At 42.5% G+C, this 18,156-nt stretch carries 18 protein-coding genes and 1 pseudogene; 13 read left to right on the top strand and 6 right to left on the bottom strand.

All coding sequences use genetic code 11. From position 1 onward, the window contains the following. Positions 1-110 precede the first annotated feature (110 nt). A complete protein-coding gene (locus HWQ39_RS08210; protein WP_292843408.1) occupies positions 111-833 on the top strand; it encodes a 2OG-Fe(II) oxygenase in 723 nt (240 codons plus the stop codon). Between the two features lie 10 nt (positions 834-843). Here HWQ39_RS08210 and HWQ39_RS08205 read toward each other — a convergent pair whose 3' ends face one another. Next, on the bottom strand, positions 844-1,188 hold the full coding sequence (locus tag HWQ39_RS08205; RefSeq protein WP_292843406.1) for a hypothetical protein: 345 nt from the start codon (positions 1,186-1,188) through the stop codon (positions 844-846). 107 nt (positions 1,189-1,295) lie between these two features. Between HWQ39_RS08205 and HWQ39_RS08200 the strand changes: the two genes are divergently transcribed. From HWQ39_RS08200 to HWQ39_RS08165, 8 genes and pseudogenes are all read left to right on the top strand, one after another. Next, positions 1,296-2,051 (top strand): phosphocholine cytidylyltransferase family protein, encoded by a 756-nt coding sequence (locus HWQ39_RS08200; protein WP_292843404.1) that lies wholly within the window; start codon positions 1,296-1,298, stop codon positions 2,049-2,051. A 194-nt stretch (positions 2,052-2,245) separates the two neighbouring features. Next, positions 2,246-3,901: a phosphoenolpyruvate mutase gene (gene aepX, locus HWQ39_RS08195; protein ID WP_292843402.1), complete on the top strand. Its 1,656-nt coding sequence runs from the start codon at positions 2,246-2,248 to the stop codon at positions 3,899-3,901. A gap of 124 nt (positions 3,902-4,025) precedes the next feature. Next, positions 4,026-5,207: a phosphonopyruvate decarboxylase gene (gene aepY / locus HWQ39_RS08190; RefSeq protein WP_292843400.1), complete on the top strand. Its 1,182-nt coding sequence runs from the start codon at positions 4,026-4,028 to the stop codon at positions 5,205-5,207. A 186-nt stretch (positions 5,208-5,393) separates the two neighbouring features. Further along, positions 5,394-6,467: a 2-aminoethylphosphonate aminotransferase gene (locus HWQ39_RS08185; RefSeq protein WP_292843398.1), complete on the top strand. Its 1,074-nt coding sequence runs from the start codon at positions 5,394-5,396 to the stop codon at positions 6,465-6,467. A gap of 277 nt (positions 6,468-6,744) precedes the next feature. After that, positions 6,745-7,224 carry a hypothetical protein gene (locus HWQ39_RS08180; RefSeq protein WP_292843396.1) on the top strand — a complete coding sequence of 160 codons (480 nt, stop codon included), beginning with the start codon at positions 6,745-6,747 and terminating at the stop codon, positions 7,222-7,224. Positions 7,225-7,437: 213 nt separating this feature from the next. After that, positions 7,438-7,824, top strand: coding sequence for an endonuclease domain-containing protein (locus tag HWQ39_RS08175; RefSeq protein WP_292843394.1), 387 nt, complete (start codon positions 7,438-7,440; stop codon positions 7,822-7,824). A gap of 323 nt (positions 7,825-8,147) precedes the next feature. Then, positions 8,148-8,315 carry a hypothetical protein gene (locus tag HWQ39_RS08170; RefSeq protein WP_292843392.1) on the top strand — a complete coding sequence of 56 codons (168 nt, stop codon included), beginning with the start codon at positions 8,148-8,150 and terminating at the stop codon, positions 8,313-8,315. A gap of 113 nt (positions 8,316-8,428) precedes the next feature. Then, positions 8,429-10,931 (top strand): annotated as a pseudogene (locus HWQ39_RS08165) (PBS lyase). 339 nt (positions 10,932-11,270) lie between these two features. Here HWQ39_RS08165 and HWQ39_RS08160 read toward each other — a convergent pair. Then, positions 11,271-11,726, bottom strand: a complete 456-nt coding sequence (locus HWQ39_RS08160) for a cupin domain-containing protein (RefSeq protein ID WP_292843390.1) — start codon at positions 11,724-11,726, stop codon at positions 11,271-11,273. Positions 11,727-12,195: 469 nt separating this feature from the next. Continuing rightward, positions 12,196-12,975, bottom strand: coding sequence for an isochorismatase family cysteine hydrolase (locus tag HWQ39_RS08155; protein ID WP_292843388.1), 780 nt, complete (start codon positions 12,973-12,975; stop codon positions 12,196-12,198). An 80-nt stretch (positions 12,976-13,055) separates the two neighbouring features. Here HWQ39_RS08155 and HWQ39_RS08150 point away from each other — a divergent pair, with 80 nt between their 5' ends. Beyond that, complete coding sequence (locus HWQ39_RS08150; protein ID WP_292843386.1) at positions 13,056-14,456, top strand: amidohydrolase; 1,401 nt, start codon at positions 13,056-13,058, stop codon at positions 14,454-14,456. 739 nt (positions 14,457-15,195) lie between these two features. Continuing rightward, entirely contained in the window at positions 15,196-15,720 is a 525-nt protein-coding gene (locus tag HWQ39_RS08145; RefSeq protein WP_292843384.1) for an isochorismatase family cysteine hydrolase, read from the top strand. A 30-nt stretch (positions 15,721-15,750) separates the two neighbouring features. Here the strand turns inward: HWQ39_RS08145 and HWQ39_RS08140 are convergent, their stop codons facing one another. Continuing rightward, positions 15,751-15,996: a hypothetical protein gene (locus tag HWQ39_RS08140; RefSeq protein WP_292843382.1), complete on the bottom strand. Its 246-nt coding sequence runs from the start codon at positions 15,994-15,996 to the stop codon at positions 15,751-15,753. A 103-nt stretch (positions 15,997-16,099) separates the two neighbouring features. Here HWQ39_RS08140 and HWQ39_RS08135 point away from each other — a divergent pair, with 103 nt between their 5' ends. Both HWQ39_RS08135 and HWQ39_RS08130 read left to right on the top strand, forming a co-directional pair. After that, entirely contained in the window at positions 16,100-16,477 is a 378-nt protein-coding gene (locus tag HWQ39_RS08135) for a VOC family protein (RefSeq protein ID WP_292843380.1), read from the top strand. A gap of 551 nt (positions 16,478-17,028) precedes the next feature. After that, positions 17,029-17,412 carry a DUF2795 domain-containing protein gene (locus tag HWQ39_RS08130; RefSeq protein WP_292843378.1) on the top strand — a complete coding sequence of 128 codons (384 nt, stop codon included), beginning with the start codon at positions 17,029-17,031 and terminating at the stop codon, positions 17,410-17,412. A gap of 38 nt (positions 17,413-17,450) precedes the next feature. On the opposite strand, the gene HWQ39_RS08125 is transcribed toward HWQ39_RS08130, so the two are convergent. Both HWQ39_RS08125 and HWQ39_RS08120 read right to left on the bottom strand, forming a co-directional pair. Next, positions 17,451-17,726, bottom strand: coding sequence for an HU family DNA-binding protein (locus HWQ39_RS08125; RefSeq protein WP_292843376.1), 276 nt, complete (start codon positions 17,724-17,726; stop codon positions 17,451-17,453). Positions 17,727-17,969: 243 nt separating this feature from the next. Continuing rightward, the coding region (locus HWQ39_RS08120; RefSeq protein WP_292843374.1) for a hypothetical protein at positions 17,970-18,156 on the bottom strand (187 nt) is incomplete at its 5' end.

The following is an 18,156-nucleotide window of genomic DNA, read 5'->3' as shown; positions in this document are numbered from 1 at the left end:
CCCACAAGGGTTAATTGGATATTTTTTTGGAAGTCTCTTAGTCAGTGCCTAAGTCCTGAGAGAGAATGGTATGTTTGTTTTTGCAAGCTTGTATTAATATCAAATGATCGATGGAGCTTCAAACTGAAATTGATAAAGCAATAGCAGCTGTTGATTACCAGAAACTTCAAGCTGAATTTCAAGCACAGAATGAATTGTTGGTGATTGAGAACTTTCTCCCAAACTCCATCATTGAGCAGTTTTTAGCGCTGTTACCGTCTTTGCAACCTGCTATTAACCGCAACTATATTCCCAATCATAAAAAGGGCGGTAGTATTAGCCGCTATAGTTTAGATAGTCTAGCTCCAATTTTCGGAGAGTTTTATCAACTTAGTGCCTTTTTTGACTTCCTCAACCAAATTACGACAGAAAAACTCCTTCCCTGTCCTGATGCTGATCCCCATAGTTACGCGCTGTACTATTACACTGAGCCGGGAGATCATATCCAGTATCATTACGATACCTCTTACTATCGCGGGAAACGCTATACAGTGTTGCTTGGTTTAGTTGATAATTCATCCAGTAAGTTGGAATATCAACTCTACAAAGATATTCCTGAACGAGAAACGCAAAAGCGATCGCTCTCTTTAACTCCTGGCACTCTAGTCTTATTCAATGGTGACAAACTTTACCACAGAGTTACTCCTTCGGGTGACAATGAACAGCGCATTGTCTTGACTTTGGAGTACGTCACCGACACCCGTATGGGTATGCTAAAACGTTTTGTCTCAAATATGAAAGATGCGATCGCCTATTTCGGGTTTCGCCAAGTGTTTCGCACTTTTGGTAAATAATATCTGGCTTCTACCTGTATTCTCCAATCACCTCGATTTTACCCACAATGTTGCTGTTTAACTCTTCCAGTTCTTCGGCTGGAATCCACCATTCTGTGTGACATGAAGCCCCGACTTGATGAACCTCATACTTATCCATGAAAATTTTTCTAACCTCAAACCGTGTCACATAACCTACGCCACTGTCTCGAATATTCCATTTAGTAGCAATTTCCTGGGCATACTGCTCGTTTGTCACTGGGTAGAAAATTGGCTGTTCAAGTAGTCTCGGCGGCCATTTGGTGTAGTCGCTTTGTTTAACTAGTTCTAGCTCTTTTGGGCCTGTGGGGCGATACAGAGTTATTGTTTCTTCCATGTTAAGAATTAATTAACAAATATTGTCTTGAGCAAAAAACAGTCATTATAAAATACTGGGAAAATTTTTAGATTTCCTGCTGTCATAGCTTTGTTGGTGACTTGACGATGAAGGCAATTATATTAGCTGCTGGCGTTGGACGACGCTTAGGTAAAGACGGGCAAATCCAACCCAAATGCTTACTGAAATTTAACGGCAAATCTCTATTAGAGCGCCATTTGAACTATCTCCGTTATTACCAGGTTAACCAGGTGGTAATTACTGTGGGTTATCAAGCACAAAGAATTCAGGATGAAATCAAAGCATTAGGAGCCGAAAATTGGGTCAGTACAGTTTATAATCCTGATTATACTAAAGGCAGTGTAATCAGCCTTTGGACTGTACGTCAGCATTTAGCTGCTGGTGATGAGATATTATTAATGGATGCAGATGTATTGTGCGATCGCCGCATCATCGAACGACTGGTAAAGACAAATATCCCCAATAGCTTCTTACTGGATCGGGATTTTGAACCGGGAGATGAACCCGTAAAGCTTTGTGTTAAAGATAATTATCTAGTGGAGTTTCGCAAACAAGTAGCTCTTGGTTTGGTTTATGATTTGATTGGCGAGTCAGTGGGATTCTTTCGGTTTGGAAGTGCTGCTGCTCAACGTCTTACTACTCGCACAGAAAAATATGTTGCAGACGGGCGAGATGATGAACCTTATGAAGAAGTAATTCGGGATCTATTGTTAGAAACTCCAGAAGAATTTGGCTATGAAGACATCACGGGATTACCTTGGCTAGAAATCGATTTTCCCCAGGATATTCAACGTGCCCAAAATGAGATTTTACCTCAGATAGAAGTTGCAGAAAATGTCTGAAAGTATCTTCATTTATAGCGGTTTTGGTTTGGATGCCTTACAGTTTGACCACTCTCCAAACCTCTCTCCTAAAAGGAGAGAGGCTTTGAATCTTACCCCCCTTCCCTTGTAGGGAAGGGGTTTGGGGTTAGGTCTGTATTCCATACAATTGAAAACCGCTAGCTATATTATATAGGTTGAAAAAAGCAGAATAAATGCATCAAATATTTGCACCCATTGATACCGCTGCAAACTTAAATAAGTGTGCCCAATTGCGGTTACTACTAGAATCACCTCAACTCGACTTCATTATGGAAGCTCACAACGGGATTAGTGCCCGAATTGTGGAAGAGGCTGGATTTAAAGGAATTTGGGCAAGTGGACTAGCCCTTTCGGCTCAATATGGGGTTCGAGATAATAATGAAGCTAGTTGGACTCAAGTTGTCGAAATGCTAGAGTTCATGTCTGATGTCACCAGCATCCCGATTTTGTTAGACGGGGATACTGGTTATGGCAACTTTAATAATATGCGTCGCCTGGTCAAAAAGTTAGAACAGCGAGGTATTGCTGGAGTCTGTATTGAAGATAAGCTTTTTCCGAAAACCAATAGCTTTATCAACGGTAGTCGCCAACCTTTAGCTGATATTGATGAATTCTGCGGCAAAATTAAGGCGGGTAAGGATAGTCAGACAGACCCAGATTTTTGCATCGTCGCCCGACTGGAAGCTTTGATTGCTGGCTGGGATCTTTCGGAGGCATTGCGCCGAGCTGAAGCTTACCACGCAGCCGGAGCAACTGCCGTTCTGATTCACAGTAAATCATCGCGCCCTGACCAAGTGCTAGCCTTTGCTAAAGAATGGGCGGGTCGTTCCCCTTTAGTGATTATACCGACTAAATATTACAGCACGCCTACTGATGTTTTTCGCAAAGCTGAAGTTAATTTAGTCATCTGGGCAAACCATCTAATTCGAGCTGCTGTTGATAGTATGCAGGCGATCGCGCGTGAAGTGAAAGCCAGCGAAACTTTAATCAACATTGAAGATGATATTGCGCCTGTAAAAGAAATTTTCCGGCTACAGGGGGCGGATGAACTCATAGAAGCTGAAAAACGCTACTTTAACAACGGACGACAACATACTCAAGCGATCGTTTTGGCTGCTAGCAGAGGCCAAGAGTTAGCAGGTTTGACGCAAGATAAACCAAAAGTCATGTTACCCCTTGGAGGTAAACCCCTGCTCAGATTGTTAGTGGACAAATTCAAGAAACTTGCCATCCATGATATTACCGTTGTCGCGGGTTACAAAGCAGAAACTATTAACGTTCCGGGGACTAAAGTCATCCGTAACCCAGATTATGAAACAACGGGAGAATTAGCATCCTTAGCCGTAGCTCAAACCAGCTTTGGCGAAGAAATGCTGGTGCTTTACGGCGATTTACTATTTAGAAGCTACATTCTGCGGGATTTATTAGAATGTCCTGGAGAGATTGTCGCTGTAGTTGATTCTGTCGCGAACAGTAAGTCTGTTAGCGGTTCACCTGATTACGCCTATTGCTCAATCCCAGACGATCTTTCTCTCTTTGGACAGGATGTCAACCTGTTGGACATTTCTAAAACAACACAAACCCAATTAGGAAAATCTAGCGGACGCTGGATTGGGATGTTGCGCTTGCGGAGTCAAGGTAGACAATGGGTGAGTGAAGCACTCAATGAATTGCAAAAACGACCAGAATTCAACAGTTTGGGTTTGCCAGAATTATGCAATTATTTAATCGAGCAAGGAAAACCGATCAAGGTACTTTATATTCGCGGTAACTGGTTAGATGTTAATTCTTTAGATGATCTTGACCTTGCTTTTCAATTGAAGCAATAGGGCATTGAAAAGAGGCAGAGGGGCAGGGTGCGGGGGGCGGAGGGGAAAATTCTTCTCCCTGCTCCCTGCTCCCTGCTCCCCCTCATCCCCAATCCCCAATCCCCAATCCCCTTTCCCCTTAATTATGATCCAGGCAGAAGAATTTGTAGAAGCTGCGCGTAATCTTGGCTTTGGGTGGTACACTGGCGTACCGTGTTCTTTTCTCACGCCTTTTATTAACTACGTCATCAATGACGTTCAACTTAAATACATCTGTGCAGCCAATGAGGGAGATGCTGTAGCGATCGCAGCTGGAGCCGCAATTGCTGGTAAACCTGCTGTGGTGATGATGCAAAACTCTGGTTTGGGGAATGCAGTTAACCCGCTAACCTCCCTCACTTATATCTTTCGGATTCCACTGCTGCTGATTTGTACCCTGCGAGGCGATCGCCTATTACAAGATGAACCGCAACATGAATTAATGGGGCAAATCACAGATAAATTGCTGGAAACAATGTCTGTACCTTGGGAATTTTTTCCCACAGATGCAGCAGAAATAGAACCCGTTCTGCAAAGAGCCACAGCCTATATGCAGCAAGAACGCCGTCCTTATGCTCTAATTATGCGTAAGGGAACAATTGCCCCTCATGCACTCACTCGTTCTTCTATCCCAGAGCGAGAAAATAGTACTAGCGCTCATATTCAGCAAAACTTTTTTTGCGATCGCAAAGAACAACGTATTTCTCGCAGCGAAGCATTAGCTAGGATTGTAGAACTGATTGATGCCAAAAATACTGTAGTAATTGCCACCACTGGTTACACAGGACGCGAACTATTTGCCAGTAAAGACAGCGCCAATCATCTTTATATGGTTGGCTCAATGGGTTGCGCTTCCTCAATGGCATTGGGACTATCTTTAGCACGTCCAGACCTCAAGGTAGTAGTAATTGATGGCGATGGAGCAGCATTAATGCGAATGGGTAATTTTGCTACCATCGGCACTTACGGCGGTGCTAACTTGACCCATATTCTTTTAGATAATGAAGTCCACGATTCCACAGGCGCACAAGCCACCGTCTCTGCGGGTATTTCCTTTGCCAAAATTGCCGAAGCCTGCGGTTACGGCGTTACATTAGCTGGAGACGATCCCGCCCTTTTAGATGCTTTATTTACCTCAGATGCCAACACCAGACCTAAATTCGCTCATTTAAAAATCCGTCCCGGAACTTTAGAAAAGCTACCCCGCCCCAACCTCACCCCAGAAGCAGTTTTGCAACGCTTCATGAAACACATTGGTTCTAACTCGAATGGCACTAAGTTAAGCTGAAGAGTATGCAGCGTAAGGATTGCAGAGGGGCAGGGGGGCAGAGGGGAATTTCTAAATATCCGAACGCAATACCTAAAACTTCTTCTTTCTCCCCTGCTCCTCTGCTCCTCTGCACCCCTGCTGCCTCACCGATTTTCCCTTTTCTTAGTGCCATTCGGTTCTAACTCCTAACTCCTAACTTTGGTAATGATTTTACTAAACCCCGGCCCCGTTAATTTGAGCGATCGCGTCAGAAATGCCCTGTTGCGTCCCGATTTGTGTCATCGTGAGGTGGAATTTTCCCAACTTCAAAACAGAATCCGCGAACAATTACTTCAAGTTTATGGTCTTGGAAGCGAGCGCTGGGCAGCAGTTCTCCTCACGGGTTCTGGAACCGCCGCGATGGAAGCGATGATCAGCAGTTTAGTACCCACAGACGGGAAATTGCTGGTAATTGAAAACGGTGTATATGGCGAACGACTATCCAAAATCGCCAAAATCCACGGCATTGATTACATCACACTTTCCCATCCTTGGGATGCCGAAATAGATATCAAGGCTTTAGTCAAACTCCTGGATGAAAACGCCGACATCACCCACCTTGCTGTCGTCCATCACGAAACTACTACCGGCCGCTTAAATAATTTGGTGGAACTTGCGCCAATTTGCCAAGAACGCCGCATCAAACTATTAGTAGATGCAGTCAGCAGCTTTGGTGCTGAGGAACTAAATTTTGCAGATTGGGGAATCACCGCTTGCGCTGCGACAGCTAATAAATGTCTGCATGGTGTCCCTGGAGTATCCTTTGTTATCCTGCAACGGGATGCACTACCGCCAATAGACACAATTCCCCGCACCTTGTATTTAGATTTAGCAACCTATTGCCAGCAGCAAGACCGAGGCGGCACACCGTTTACGCAATCAGTACAGACATTTTATGCTTTAACAGAAGCTTTGCAAGAAATGGTAGAAGCAGGAGGTTGGCGTGTCAGACACAGCCATTACAACCAACTTGCCAGCTTAGTCAGAGATGGTTTAGCCTCAATCGGAATTAAACCCTTACTTCCTCTTGGCAGTTCATCCGTTGTCTTGAATGCCTACTACTTACCAGACGGTTTCAGCTATGAAGAATTTCACGACCAACTGAAAGCACGAGATTATATAATTTATTCTGGACAGGGAAATTTAGCTCAATCAATCTTTCGAGTATCAACAATGGGAGCCATTACCCACGCGGATATGGAACGCTTTGTTGGCGTTGTTAAAGAAATTATTCGGTAAACTGACTTGAAGCGTAAGTTTTACCCCTCCCTAACCCTCCCCTTTGCAAGGGGAGGGAACCGGATTTTTCTTGTTTCCCCCCTTTATAAGGGGGGATTAAGGGGGGTAATTCGACTTGTGTGTACACGCTCGCTTTACAAGGGGGGATTAAGGGGGGTAATTCGACTTGTGTGTAAACCAGAGAGGTTATTTTCCCTACTCCCCATTCCTTAAATACTGTGCGATCGCATTTATCAGTGGGAATCATAACAAACAGATTTACCACAGTAAATAACCAATGGCATACCAAAACATCACCGCTTCCCTTTCCCCAGCAGATATCCAAGAAATTAAAGCAGCCTTTGCGACTATCCAAGCAAAGATGCCTTTTCTCGTAACCCTCAGTGCAGAAGAACGACGCAAGTTATTTAAGATGGGCGATAAAAGACTAGCTTTTGTCAACACTAGCCTGATTGCTGCCCAGTCTAACAAAGAAATCTTACCAGCCAGCTTCGATTTAGATGAGTTTGTCCGGGATTATCAACTAGCCGCCAACCTCACCGAACTGTTGATTGGACTGCGACAACTGACAGAACAAGTAGATGATACCCTAATGGCAGTTGGTAGCGAAGCAATGGGTAGCAGCTTGACAGTTTATGATTACGTCAAGACAGCAGCTAAGAAAACTCCAGGGTTAAAAACTATAGCTGAACAATTAGGCGATCGTTTTAAAGCTATAAAAAATAAACCTGCCAACAAAGCTGCTGTCGATTCTTAAAGGCTTTTAAAAAATCCTTTAGTGATCTAGCAAATACTTTGAGATCCCCCTAAGTCCCCCTTAAAAAGGGGGACTTAGATTCTAGTTCCTCCCTTTTTGAGGGGGAGCTTTGACTCCGGTTCCCCCCTTTTTTAAGGGGGGTTAGGGGGGATCTCCATAACTATGCACCAAAACCTACGCAGTATTGGGTAAGGGGTATAAACACTAGAAAATATGACAAACAAACTCAATAGCAGCAATCACCATTTACCTTACAATCTAAAGCTTGTAGAAAGAGCGAAAGAACTTCGTAAAAATATGACCCCAGCAGAAAAAAAGCTGTGGTATGAATATTTGAGAAATTTTCAATATCGGGTTTTAAGACAACGACCGATTAATCATTTCATAGTTGATTTTTACTGCCCTACTTTAAAAACAGTGATTGAAGTTGATGGGGATAGTCATTTTACAGATGAAGGTCAAGATTATGATCTAGAGAGAACAAACATTTTGGAAGGCTATGGTTTAAAGATTATTAGGTTTACAAATAGTCAAGTTTTAAATCACTTTGATAGTGTGTGTGAGCAGATACAGCGCTTGATCCCCCCTAGCACTCCTTAAAAAGCTACGGTGTACACACAAGTCTTCTAGAGTTGCGCCACAGGCTTTTGATCCCCCCAACCCCCCTTCTTAAGGGGGGCTAAAAGCTCTTAAAGTCCCCATTCTTAAAGGGGATTTAGGGGGATCTCCAAAAACGGAGAAAACTTCTTAAAAGTCCCCCTTCTTAAGGGGGATTTAGGGGGATCTACAATGGCTATACACCTTAACCGAATCATATCGAGAGTATCTTGATTTGCAAAACGAGATGTATATTTTGGTTAATGAACCTCAAAGCATCGCCGATGAGCCTTAAAGCTTCGTGAATAAACCTCAAAGCATCATCGATGAACCTCAAAGCTTCGCCGATGAATATCAAAGATTTGGCGATGAATATCAAACATTCGCCGATGAATATTAAAGCCTCATCGATGAACCTCAAAGCTTCGGCGATGAATATCAAACATTCGTCGCTGAATATCAAACATTCGTCGATGAATATCAAATATTCGTGAATGAGTATTTAATACTCGCTCACGAATATTAAAGGCTCTCAATCAGGAATTAGGAATTGCAAGGCTGATATTATACCCATAACCGCGTGTAATCTGCCGCCTTGCCCCAAATTATGCTCACCACACCCCGCCACAGCAGCAAGCCTTCTCCCTTTATTCTTTATGCTTTAGCCTTTATCTTCTCCTTCCTCCTCTGTTTACCTTGGGTAAGCGCCAAAGAAACCCCCAAACCCAAACCGCAACAGTGGCAGATTGACGGCATAGTAGCAGCCCTTGACGACAGTTACCTCAAAGTAAAGCAATATGCTTTTGACAAATTAGCTAAATATAAGCCGCAAGATTTAAAAATTCTGCTTAAAAAACCGGAGAAAATTGCCCAGATAGCCGCCAACATCCTCAAGGATGAAAAGGTTCCTTCAGATGTTCGTGGCAGTGCGGCATCAGCATTGGGCAACCTGGGAGAGGCGGCTACCAAGTATATCCCTGACATCGATCGCCAACATCCTCAAGGATGAAAAGGTTGACTCAAATGTTCGTTCTGGTGCGGCATCAGCATTGGGTAACCTGGGAGAGGCGGCTACCAAGTATATCCCTGACATCGCCAACATCCTCAAGGATGAAAAGGTTGACTCATATATTCGTGGCGATTTGATTTCGGGATTGGCCAACCTGGGACAGGCAGCAACGCCGTATATCGCTGACATCCTTAACTTCCTCAAGGATGAAAAGGTTGACTCAAGAGTTCGTGGCAGTGCGGCTGAGGCATTGGAAAATATAAAACAACTCAAGTTAGAAGAGGTTGTTATAGTTTTGAATTATGCCTATGAACCAAACCAGGAAAGGCTTAAACAAAACGGAGACTTTGAATATTGGCGGTTTTTGACTTATTTCCTGAGTGGTGGCAATGATGAAGTAAAAACGCTACTCACATGGGTAGGCAGACCTGAGAGAAAAGCAGTTCCTCCTAAACTTACCCACGAACAGGGCAAGAAAACACTAGAGGTTTTTCTCAAAGCCTGGGAACCTACTCAAGGGTTAACAGAATTAAGAGAAGACTTAGCCAAGCAAATTTCCGAAGTTACCGCCAACAAAAACGTGACTTGGAAATTAGATAATCTTCTCTTACTGCAAAGCCATTACAACAACCTCAAACAAGTCAATTCCACCAATGCGAATGCGGTGCAGTCAGTTATAGATAATCTGGAGGTGTGGCGATGGTTTGTCCGCGCCAGAAATACAATCCTCATCCATGCTGCCTTGTGGCTAGCCCTCATCTTTGCCTACCCCAAATTTCCTCAAGTCCAAGCCATCTTCTTCTGGAACCCGTGGGTACGCCGAATTTTCGGTGTCGGCTATGTCGGCTTTCTCCTCGCCTGGGTTCCCTTCCTGCGCCGCAAACTCTTTGAGCCGTTCCAGCCTTCTCTATTAGCCGATGCTGGCTTAGATAACTTTAATGACCAATCATACTTCCCAGAGTCCAGAGTCAAAATTCCCACCTCCGAAGAAATCCTCCCTGTCACCGTAGCCTTACCCAGTATCAAAGGGCAAATAGTCTTAGAAGGCGATTCTGGTTTAGGCAAGTCGATGTTTTTGCGCCATCTCGTCAAAAACTCCCAGCAAATTCTTGTCTATCTCCCCGCCCAGAAATGTCATAAAGGCGTAATTGAAGCCATCCAAGACAAGCTACACGGCCAAGCCCAAGATGCCGGCTTCCTGAAAAACCTGATTTACAGTGGTGCAATTGACATCTGCATCGACGGACTCAACGAAGTCACCGCCGAAACCCGCGCGAAAATCTGCCAATTTGTCGAAAGCTATTTCCGGGGCAACATTATCATGACTACCCAGCCCCTAGAGTGGACACCGCCCTCAACCGCCAAGATATATAAATTGCAGCCCCTTGAACAACAACAAATTCAAGAGTTTTTGATATCCCGTCAGCTGCGACTCCCCAAAGATGCCCAAGTTCAAGGTGCTGATTACGCCAAAGCCTGCACCAACTATTTAACAGAAGTCTTTCAACAGCCACAAGCCAAAGAAGAGTTAAACGCTGTCCGCCGCATTCTTTCCAATCCAATGGATCTAACAGTGGTAGCGCTGATGTTATCACAAGGTAAACACCCAAACTTGTTTCGCCTGCAAGAACAGCAATACAATTTAATGGCGGCAGAATACCTCAAAGAATGGAATCAAGAATTTCCCTTAAAGAAATTCTCAGCCGCCGTCTACGAAATGCGACTCGAAGACAAACAAGCCTTACCTGGGGATGAATTTTATCAAGTTGCCATGTCTTTGTCAGACGAAAAATACAAGATGGTAGTCAGCCGTCAGTGGCAAGATGAAAAAGGCGAAGCCCAGAAAGAATGGTACTTCCGCCACGATAAAATCATGGATTTCTTCTTAGTGCAAAACTTTCTGGGCGAAACTGATGCCGCCGAAGGATTATTAGTTGATAGAATGGGCGATCCGCGTTTTCGTGGTGTTTATTTCTTGCTAGCAACCTTACTTGAGATAGATGCAGCCAAAGAACTACGGGAAGAATTGATTCAATACGCCGCCGACACTAAAGACAATACGGTGAGTAATACTTTTGTGCAGTTATTAAGGACTCGATAGTGCAATGGGGAGGCAGGGGAGGCGGGATAGAAGCGCAATGTGAGATTTCATTTATTGATAAAGATATAGCTACGGCAAAACTTGTGTGTACACCGTAGCCTTGTAAGAGGATGTTTTAAAAGTGGTTGGCTGTAATTTTAGGCACTTGTTGATCCCCCCTAACCCCCCTTAAAAAAGGGGGGAACCGGAATTAAAGTCCCCCTTTTTAAGGGGGGAACCGGAATCAAAGTCCCCCTTATTAAGGGGGATTTAGGGGGATCTAAAACGTTTTGCTACCGACCAGAGGACTTTTAAAACATCCTCTAAGACAGAGAAATAGAAGTGAGGTTTCAAATATCTTTAACAGGGCATCAAAGCATTAAATCTCCCTAATACTGCCATATCTTCTGCATCTAACTCTGACGGAATTCCACTGCGAATCAATTCTGAAAAGTCTTCATTGGGAACCATAACAGTCAAAGTGTACAAGCGAGTAGAACCAGTGTTTTTAATCAAATGAGTTCCAGTAGGAGGCACTAATAAACTATCTCCAGCTTTGATCGTGGCACTCTTGCCGTCACACATAGCGATCGCTTCTCCTTTGAGAATAAAAAACATTTCCACTGCCCACTGATGGCGATTTGGTGGTGTTTGTCCACCAACATCAAAAATTTCTATGCAGCAAGTCAAGGAAGTATTAGCATTTATCGAATCAAAGATGATTGCTAATCGATTAGAGTCGTTGGGACTTATGCGATATACTTGGTAATCTTTGGGAGATTTGATCACCGGAATTACACAACGAGTAGCGTACATTTATTTATCCCCTCTGAAGTTATCAATGGGTATGAAAATTCCTCAAATCCAAATTTTGAATCACAGAATTTTAGATTTTAAATTTTGGATTTTAAATTATTCAATCCAGAATCCAAAACTTAAAAATTTCTGATGGCAAGCGAATTAAAACGCAGTAGCAATAAAAAATCTAAAATCCTTGATCTAAGAGGATGTTTGAAAAGTTCTCTTGTCGGTATCAAAAATTTTAGATCCCCCTAAATCCCCCTTTTTTAGGGGGACTTTGATTCCGGTTCCCCCCTTTTTAAGGGGAGCCAGCGCAGTCTTCTCTGCGAGACGCTGCGCGATGGGGTCTCCCCAAGTGGAGCGACTGGCGTGGGTTAGGGGGGATCTAAAGTGCCTAAAGTCACAGCGAAACACTTTTCAAACAGCCTCTAAAAAACAGTATTTAGACATGAGATCAATCTAAAATCCCAAATCCAAAATTGATTCACTCCTCACTCTTTTGCAGCGCTGTTAAAATTGCTTGCGATTCAGCAACAAAACCGAAGCATTGTTTGACGTTATACAGTGTCGCCTGCCAACAATATTCAGGAGAAGTAGTAGCGGTACAGTCTTTAACTAAAACGCAATCATATCCTAAGAAGTTGGCATCACATAACGTGGTTAGCACACATTGATCGGCATTAACACCAGCAAAAAATAATGTTGTCCTTCCCAGATTCCGCAAGATACTATCTAATGGCGTATCCCAAAACCCACTCATGCGGTATTTATCCACACAAATATCTTCGGGAAGCTGTTCTAGTTCGTCTACTACCGCCGCCGCCCAACTACCTGCCATGAGTACTCTAGCACCATTGCTCGGCAGTGGATCGCCTAATCCCACGCCCTCCCCTGTGGGATTATAGACGTGACGCGAACTAGCACTAATATTGAGCAAGTCGGGACGATTCCCCCAATTTACCCAAATGACTGGAACACCAACCTCACGCAGTTCGGGAAGTAAGTTATTCAAAGGTTCAATGGGCTGACGCGCCGGAGTTACATCCACGCCGATATGCGCTAACCAGCCATCAGGGTGACAGAAGTCGTTTTGCATATCAATGACGAGGATAGCAGCTTTTGCCAAGTCTAGATGCAGGGTTTTTGTTTCTGTTGATAAAATAACAGGCTGTGGGGTCTTTTGAGGACGAGTGATATCTGCGATCGCATCATTCACTGTCCACGCATTTGGTGATACTCCCAATGTCCGAAAAGGCAGATTCATAAAATTGCAATACCCTACACCATTTTCTATTTTTAACTTGAAATTCAGTCAAGAATACAATTGCTTAATCAAGGTTAAATATGTTAAGTTTCACGATTCAGAATGTTCTGATTGCTATCAGTGATGATTATGCAACGGTAGATGTACAGGTTGTAGATGGTAAAATTGCAGCCATTTCCCCCAATCTACAAGTTATTGGCACTGCCATCGATGGCAAAAATAAGCTACTGCTACCTGGCTTTTTCAACGCCCACACCCACTCATCAGAGATGTGGCAGCGAGGAATTATGTCAACGTTCCCTTTAGAATTATGGTTGGCGGAACTGTATGATTTTGCCCCCCTCGATCCCGAACAGGTTTATCTGAGTGCTTTAGGTACTGCGGTGGAAACCTTACTTTCTGGCGGGACGAGTGTGGTAGATCACCTGGTGTTAATTCCCGGACTTGAGTTAGAAACCATCGCCATTGCAGCTCGCGCTTACAGAGAAGTGGGAATTCGCGCCTTTATCGCCCCCTTAATTCAAGATGAATCCCTTAGCGCAGGTATCCCATCCGGGGAATCAACCCAAAGTCATGAACCTTATTTTCGCTCAACTGCGGCAACCTTAGAAATCATCGAAGAGGCGGTGAGACAGTTTCATCGCCCAGATGAGGGTGTGAGTATTTTAGTTGCACCAACAGGGATACAATTGTGTACTGATGCTTTATTTGCAGGATGTATCGAGTTAAGCGATCGCTACAATCTTTGTCGTCACTCCCATTTACTCGAAACCAGGGCACAGGAAAAACTTGCCCAAGAAAAGTACGGTTGTACTGCTGTAGAACATTTGAAAAAAATCGGATTTTTGAGCGATCGCACAACTCTAGCCCATTGCGTCTGGTTAAATGATGCTGATATCGCCATCCTCGCCGAAACTCAATCTACAGTTGTTCATAATCCCTTAAGTAACCTGCGTTTAGGCAGTGGCATTGCCCCGATTTTAAAATATCGCCAAGCTGGAGTAAATGTAACTTTTGGTTGTGATGGGGCATCTAGTAATGACTCCCAAGACTTACTAGAAGCAATCAAAATTGGTTCAATCTTGCACAACGTTACAGACTCAGATTATCAACACTGGATTACACCCCGACAGGCAGTAGAAATGGCATCTTTGGGAGGTGCAAAGGGATTTAATCTTGCAGATCAACTCGGTTCTTTAACTGTCGGCAAACAAGCCGATTTAGTACTTTATGACCTCACCAATTTATCATTACTACCGCGTACAGATCCCATTGGATTGCTAGTTTTAGGACGACCTAGTAATGTTGTTGATAGTATTTGGGTGAATGGTAAACAAATTGTTACAAATCATCAAGTGACAACAATTAATGTTGATGAATTGCGGCAAGAATTATTTAACCGTAGTCAATGGCAAACAAAGCGTAAGTCTGAAACCGTCGCGCAGATTGAAGCACATTATCGCACAGTTATGGATTTGTGAAACAGCGAGATTATTTTGCGTTGCTGCCCAATAAACAGGTAAAGCTTCTCTGGTTCTGACAATGAAAGAACCTCGTGGATGAGTATTTTTTACTTGTGAGCAGACGATCTACTGATTTTGCGATCGCCTTTTGTTTTGCGTAAACAACGTTGTGGTAAACCACAACGCTCTCTTTCTTGTTTTGGCGTAGCCTCATATTTCTGAATTTCAGTTATTTTCTAGCAAAAATTCACAGCACGAGGTTGTAGAGAAGGTATTGAGTGGTTGCCCTAATTGCAGTCTTATGAAATAGCAAAAGGCGATCGCATACTTTTGGAGTAGCGATGCCTGCGGCGGTAAACTACGCCTTGATTCTGGAATGTTGATTTTTTGCAACCATTTTTCAGACTTAGTTAAGTCATCGGACTTATCTCCGGCGATTTGAGCGTTACAAGGTTACTTCCAGCTACTCCGGTTTTAGCTCCGGCTACTTTTCCCAGCGGCACTTCAGTTTTGGTGCGTTGAATGTTCGTTGAATTAGTAAAATAAATGTGAAAAGCCCCAGACTTAATCTTTTTCGATTACGCCCTGAGCGTTCTGAGCGATCGCTCTTCTTCCTCCATCCCTAGATTTCCTTACTCAGCACCCCATCACCAGCAAGCATGTCGGCAGGGAAGAAGCTCAAAGTCGCGGATGTCGTCTTTTATAATATTGTTTTATTTAATGTCTTAACTCTTAATCTAAATAAATTCTGGCACAAATGAGCGAAATACTCCTTGTAGTAGATATGCAAAACGGGTTTATGTCGGAGAAATGCAGACATATTATTCCTACTGTCATTAAACTAATTGAGCATTTTTTAGAGGCTGGTAAACTCGTTGAATTCACAAGATTTATCAATACTGCTGATAGTAATTATGTCAAATTAATTCATTGGTCAAGCTTGATACATGAACCAGAAACGAGCATTATTGATGAACTTCATCCATATATAAATAATATTTTTGATAAACCTTATTACTCTGTATTTACGGAGAAATTTTCAACTTTTATTACTCTTAATCAAATCAGTAAAATATATCTTTGTGGAGTTGAAACTGATAGCTGTATTCTAAAGACAGCAATTGACTCTTTTGAGCGTGGTATTGAGCCAGTCATTATCGAGGATGCTTGCTTTAGTGATGGTGGTCAGCAAGCACATGATGCGGGTATTTTTTTACTCAAACGTAATATAGGAAAAAACCAAATTCAGATGAGTAATCAGATTCTTGAGAAGATATCATAAGTGCTAAAACTCAATATTCTTATTTTTCAATTAGCCTACTTTCAAAAAGGAACGCACTTTTTCAACAACTTGAGTAAGTGCGCCAGGTTCAAATGGACAAATGAGATTTGCCGAGCGCACTAATTCTCGAAAGGATGCAGAACCGCCGCGATCGCATAACGCAATATACTTTGCTAGCGTCTTTTCATAATCTTCTTCTCCTTTGACCCAAAACTGCAACGCGCAACACAGAACCAAAGTATATCTGACTGAACCTTTGTACACTATGCCTTCCATTAACTACAATCTAAACTACTATTAATTGGTAAGTTTGCAGTATATTTTGCTAAAAAGCTTATAATAGCCATATTACAAAAGTTCTGGATTAGCGCAGTAGAATATGACATTGAAAAACACTTTCGGTGAATATAGTTTTGTCATTAAAATAGACGTTACTGATCTTGAAGCTAGTGCCGAGTGGTACAAGTCCAAGCTTGGGTTAGTTTCTCAAGAAAAATATGACACACCTAGCTGGAGACAGTTTAGTTTCCCTGATATTCCACGCTTTGCAATCGGATTAAACTTAAGTAACTCAGTTGAACCAGGTAATACTGTTAGTACCTTTGTTGTCAATGATATAGTTACTGCTCGTCAAAGCCTGACTGAAAAAGGAGTCTCAGTTGGGCCAATTACAGATGTTGGTCATGGAGTGCAATTATCCACTTTCAACGATATTGAAGGAAATTTGTTAGGGCTTAGGCAAAATCCGCAGTCTTAACCTGGATTTACACCTAAATCGGGGAATTAGACAGGGATATGATTTCATTTGCAATTTAACCTAACTGTCTTAGTGGGGAGCAGCCTAAAAAGCTTGTAAAACGAATCTTGACCCAAGATTGACCACCAACTCCCCACTCATGACTCCAATAGTCCACCTCAGTAGGATTTTCGGTAATCAAAGGGGAAGGTGGAATTAACAGTAACTTAATTTACTTTTAAATTAACAATGTACTATGTAGAAGTTGCTTTTCTTGGAAAAAATGAAATTAAGAAAAACTAAAGTGGTTAAAGATTGTTTAAGGATAACTACATTAGTTATGTAGATTAGTCACTTCTATGAATAGAAGTGGAATTAATGGCATACTAAACCTGAAAAATCGAAGAAAGATTAATATAACTGCTTGCAAATATCTAAAATACAGAATAAGGTGTGTATGGGCTACATTTTGCTTAACCTACTACTCTGCATAATTGTGCAAGTTGACTTTTACTGATTTTTTTCACTTTCTTCACTGAATCCACAGCGTCAAGACCATAAAGAGATTTATTATGGCTAAACTGAATCCAGTACAGCTACAAAAAAATTTGAACCAAGTTAACTATCCCCTTAGCAAGAAAAACTTGGTTAAGTATGCTGAAGAAAAAGGTATTGACGAGAAAATCCTGCGAATCTTGAAGAAATTGCCTTCAAAACAATATGAAACCCTGGCTGATGTAGCCAACTTAATTGATGAAATATTCATTACTAAAATCAGTCCAGTACAATTAGAGAAAAACTTGATTGCAGTTAACTATCCACTCAGTAAAAAAGACTTGGTTAAGTATGCTGAGGAAAAAGGTGTTGATGAGAAAGTCCTGCGAGCCTTAAAATGGTTGCCTTGTAAACAGTATGAAACATTAGCTGATGTAGACAATGCAATCAATCAACACTGATTGGATTAATACTAGTAAAGTAAATACATATGTATTGGTTAAGGTGCTACTTTCTCCCGAAACTGTTTTCCAGGGGAAAATGCAGGCACTCTGGTAGCTGGAATTGTCATTGTCTCCTGGGTTTTGGGATTACGCCCTTCACGCTCGGCACGTTCGCGTCGCTCGAATGACCCAAACCCTACCAGCGTTACCTTATCCCCATTGGCTACAGCCTCAGTAACGACTGACAGAAAAGCACTAATCACTTCATCGGCTTGCTTTTTTGTGATGTTGGCCTTGGCTGCTACAGTATCCACTAATTCACCTTTGTTCATAAATTATCCTGAAATATTGCCACTAACGAAAATCTAGCATTACTAGCCTTTATTAGCAAAGGGGAAAATTGACATTTAAGCGCTAACCGCTCGCTTGTGTTCTAGTGGGGTTTGCTGAGAGGTGTTAGATGAGCTAGTCATTAAGTGGCATCGAAATATAAAAAACAAAGACAATAGTGCCTATGTTGCAATTTAAATGCCGATTAGCTTATTGTCAATCAGAAAGTAGCCTCAAACAATTCTTTAAAGGTAAATCGCATCAACAGATGATGCAGTTTGTTGCCAAAAATCCTGGCAGCTTATGTTTGTATAATGAGATTTATCAACCTTGACAGGCGGGTAAGTATGTGCATGAACCGCAAGGGATGGCAACAATAGAGTTGTCGGGAAATAAGAGAGAATAGACAGCAGTGCTAGGGAAGGATGATGC

It is taken from the genome of Nostoc sp. NMS8, assembly GCF_017115045.1.
In the GTDB taxonomy this organism is placed as follows: domain Bacteria; phylum Cyanobacteriota; class Cyanobacteriia; order Cyanobacteriales; family Nostocaceae; genus Nostoc.
This window is presented reverse-complemented; position numbering and strand designations above follow the sequence as displayed.

Bases quoted from the DNA above. Each gene is read 5' to 3' on its own strand.
- HWQ39_RS08175 (WP_292843394.1), top strand. From the start codon at position 7,438: ATGACAAACAAACTCAATAGCAGCAATCACCATTTACCTTACAATCTA.
- HWQ39_RS08130 (WP_292843378.1), top strand. From the start codon at position 17,029: ATGGCTAAACTGAATCCAGTACAGCTACAAAAAAATTTGAACCAAGTT.
- HWQ39_RS08180 (WP_292843396.1), top strand. From the start codon at position 6,745: ATGGCATACCAAAACATCACCGCTTCCCTTTCCCCAGCAGATATCCAA.
- aepY (WP_292843400.1), top strand. From the start codon at position 4,026: ATGATCCAGGCAGAAGAATTTGTAGAAGCTGCGCGTAATCTTGGCTTT.
- HWQ39_RS08155 (WP_292843388.1), bottom strand. From the start codon at position 12,975: ATGAATCTGCCTTTTCGGACATTGGGAGTATCACCAAATGCGTGGACA.
- HWQ39_RS08140 (WP_292843382.1), bottom strand. From the start codon at position 15,996: ATGGAAGGCATAGTGTACAAAGGTTCAGTCAGATATACTTTGGTTCTG.
- HWQ39_RS08170 (WP_292843392.1), top strand. From the start codon at position 8,148: ATGAACCTCAAAGCTTCGCCGATGAATATCAAAGATTTGGCGATGAAT.
- HWQ39_RS08125 (WP_292843376.1), bottom strand. From the start codon at position 17,726: ATGAACAAAGGTGAATTAGTGGATACTGTAGCAGCCAAGGCCAACATC.
- aepX (WP_292843402.1), top strand. From the start codon at position 2,246: ATGCATCAAATATTTGCACCCATTGATACCGCTGCAAACTTAAATAAG.
- HWQ39_RS08210 (WP_292843408.1), top strand. From the start codon at position 111: ATGGAGCTTCAAACTGAAATTGATAAAGCAATAGCAGCTGTTGATTAC.
- HWQ39_RS08185 (WP_292843398.1), top strand. From the start codon at position 5,394: ATGATTTTACTAAACCCCGGCCCCGTTAATTTGAGCGATCGCGTCAGA.
- HWQ39_RS08200 (WP_292843404.1), top strand. From the start codon at position 1,296: ATGAAGGCAATTATATTAGCTGCTGGCGTTGGACGACGCTTAGGTAAA.
- HWQ39_RS08135 (WP_292843380.1), top strand. From the start codon at position 16,100: ATGACATTGAAAAACACTTTCGGTGAATATAGTTTTGTCATTAAAATA.
- HWQ39_RS08205 (WP_292843406.1), bottom strand. From the start codon at position 1,188: ATGGAAGAAACAATAACTCTGTATCGCCCCACAGGCCCAAAAGAGCTA.
- HWQ39_RS08160 (WP_292843390.1), bottom strand. From the start codon at position 11,726: ATGTACGCTACTCGTTGTGTAATTCCGGTGATCAAATCTCCCAAAGAT.
- HWQ39_RS08145 (WP_292843384.1), top strand. From the start codon at position 15,196: ATGAGCGAAATACTCCTTGTAGTAGATATGCAAAACGGGTTTATGTCG.
- HWQ39_RS08150 (WP_292843386.1), top strand. From the start codon at position 13,056: ATGTTAAGTTTCACGATTCAGAATGTTCTGATTGCTATCAGTGATGAT.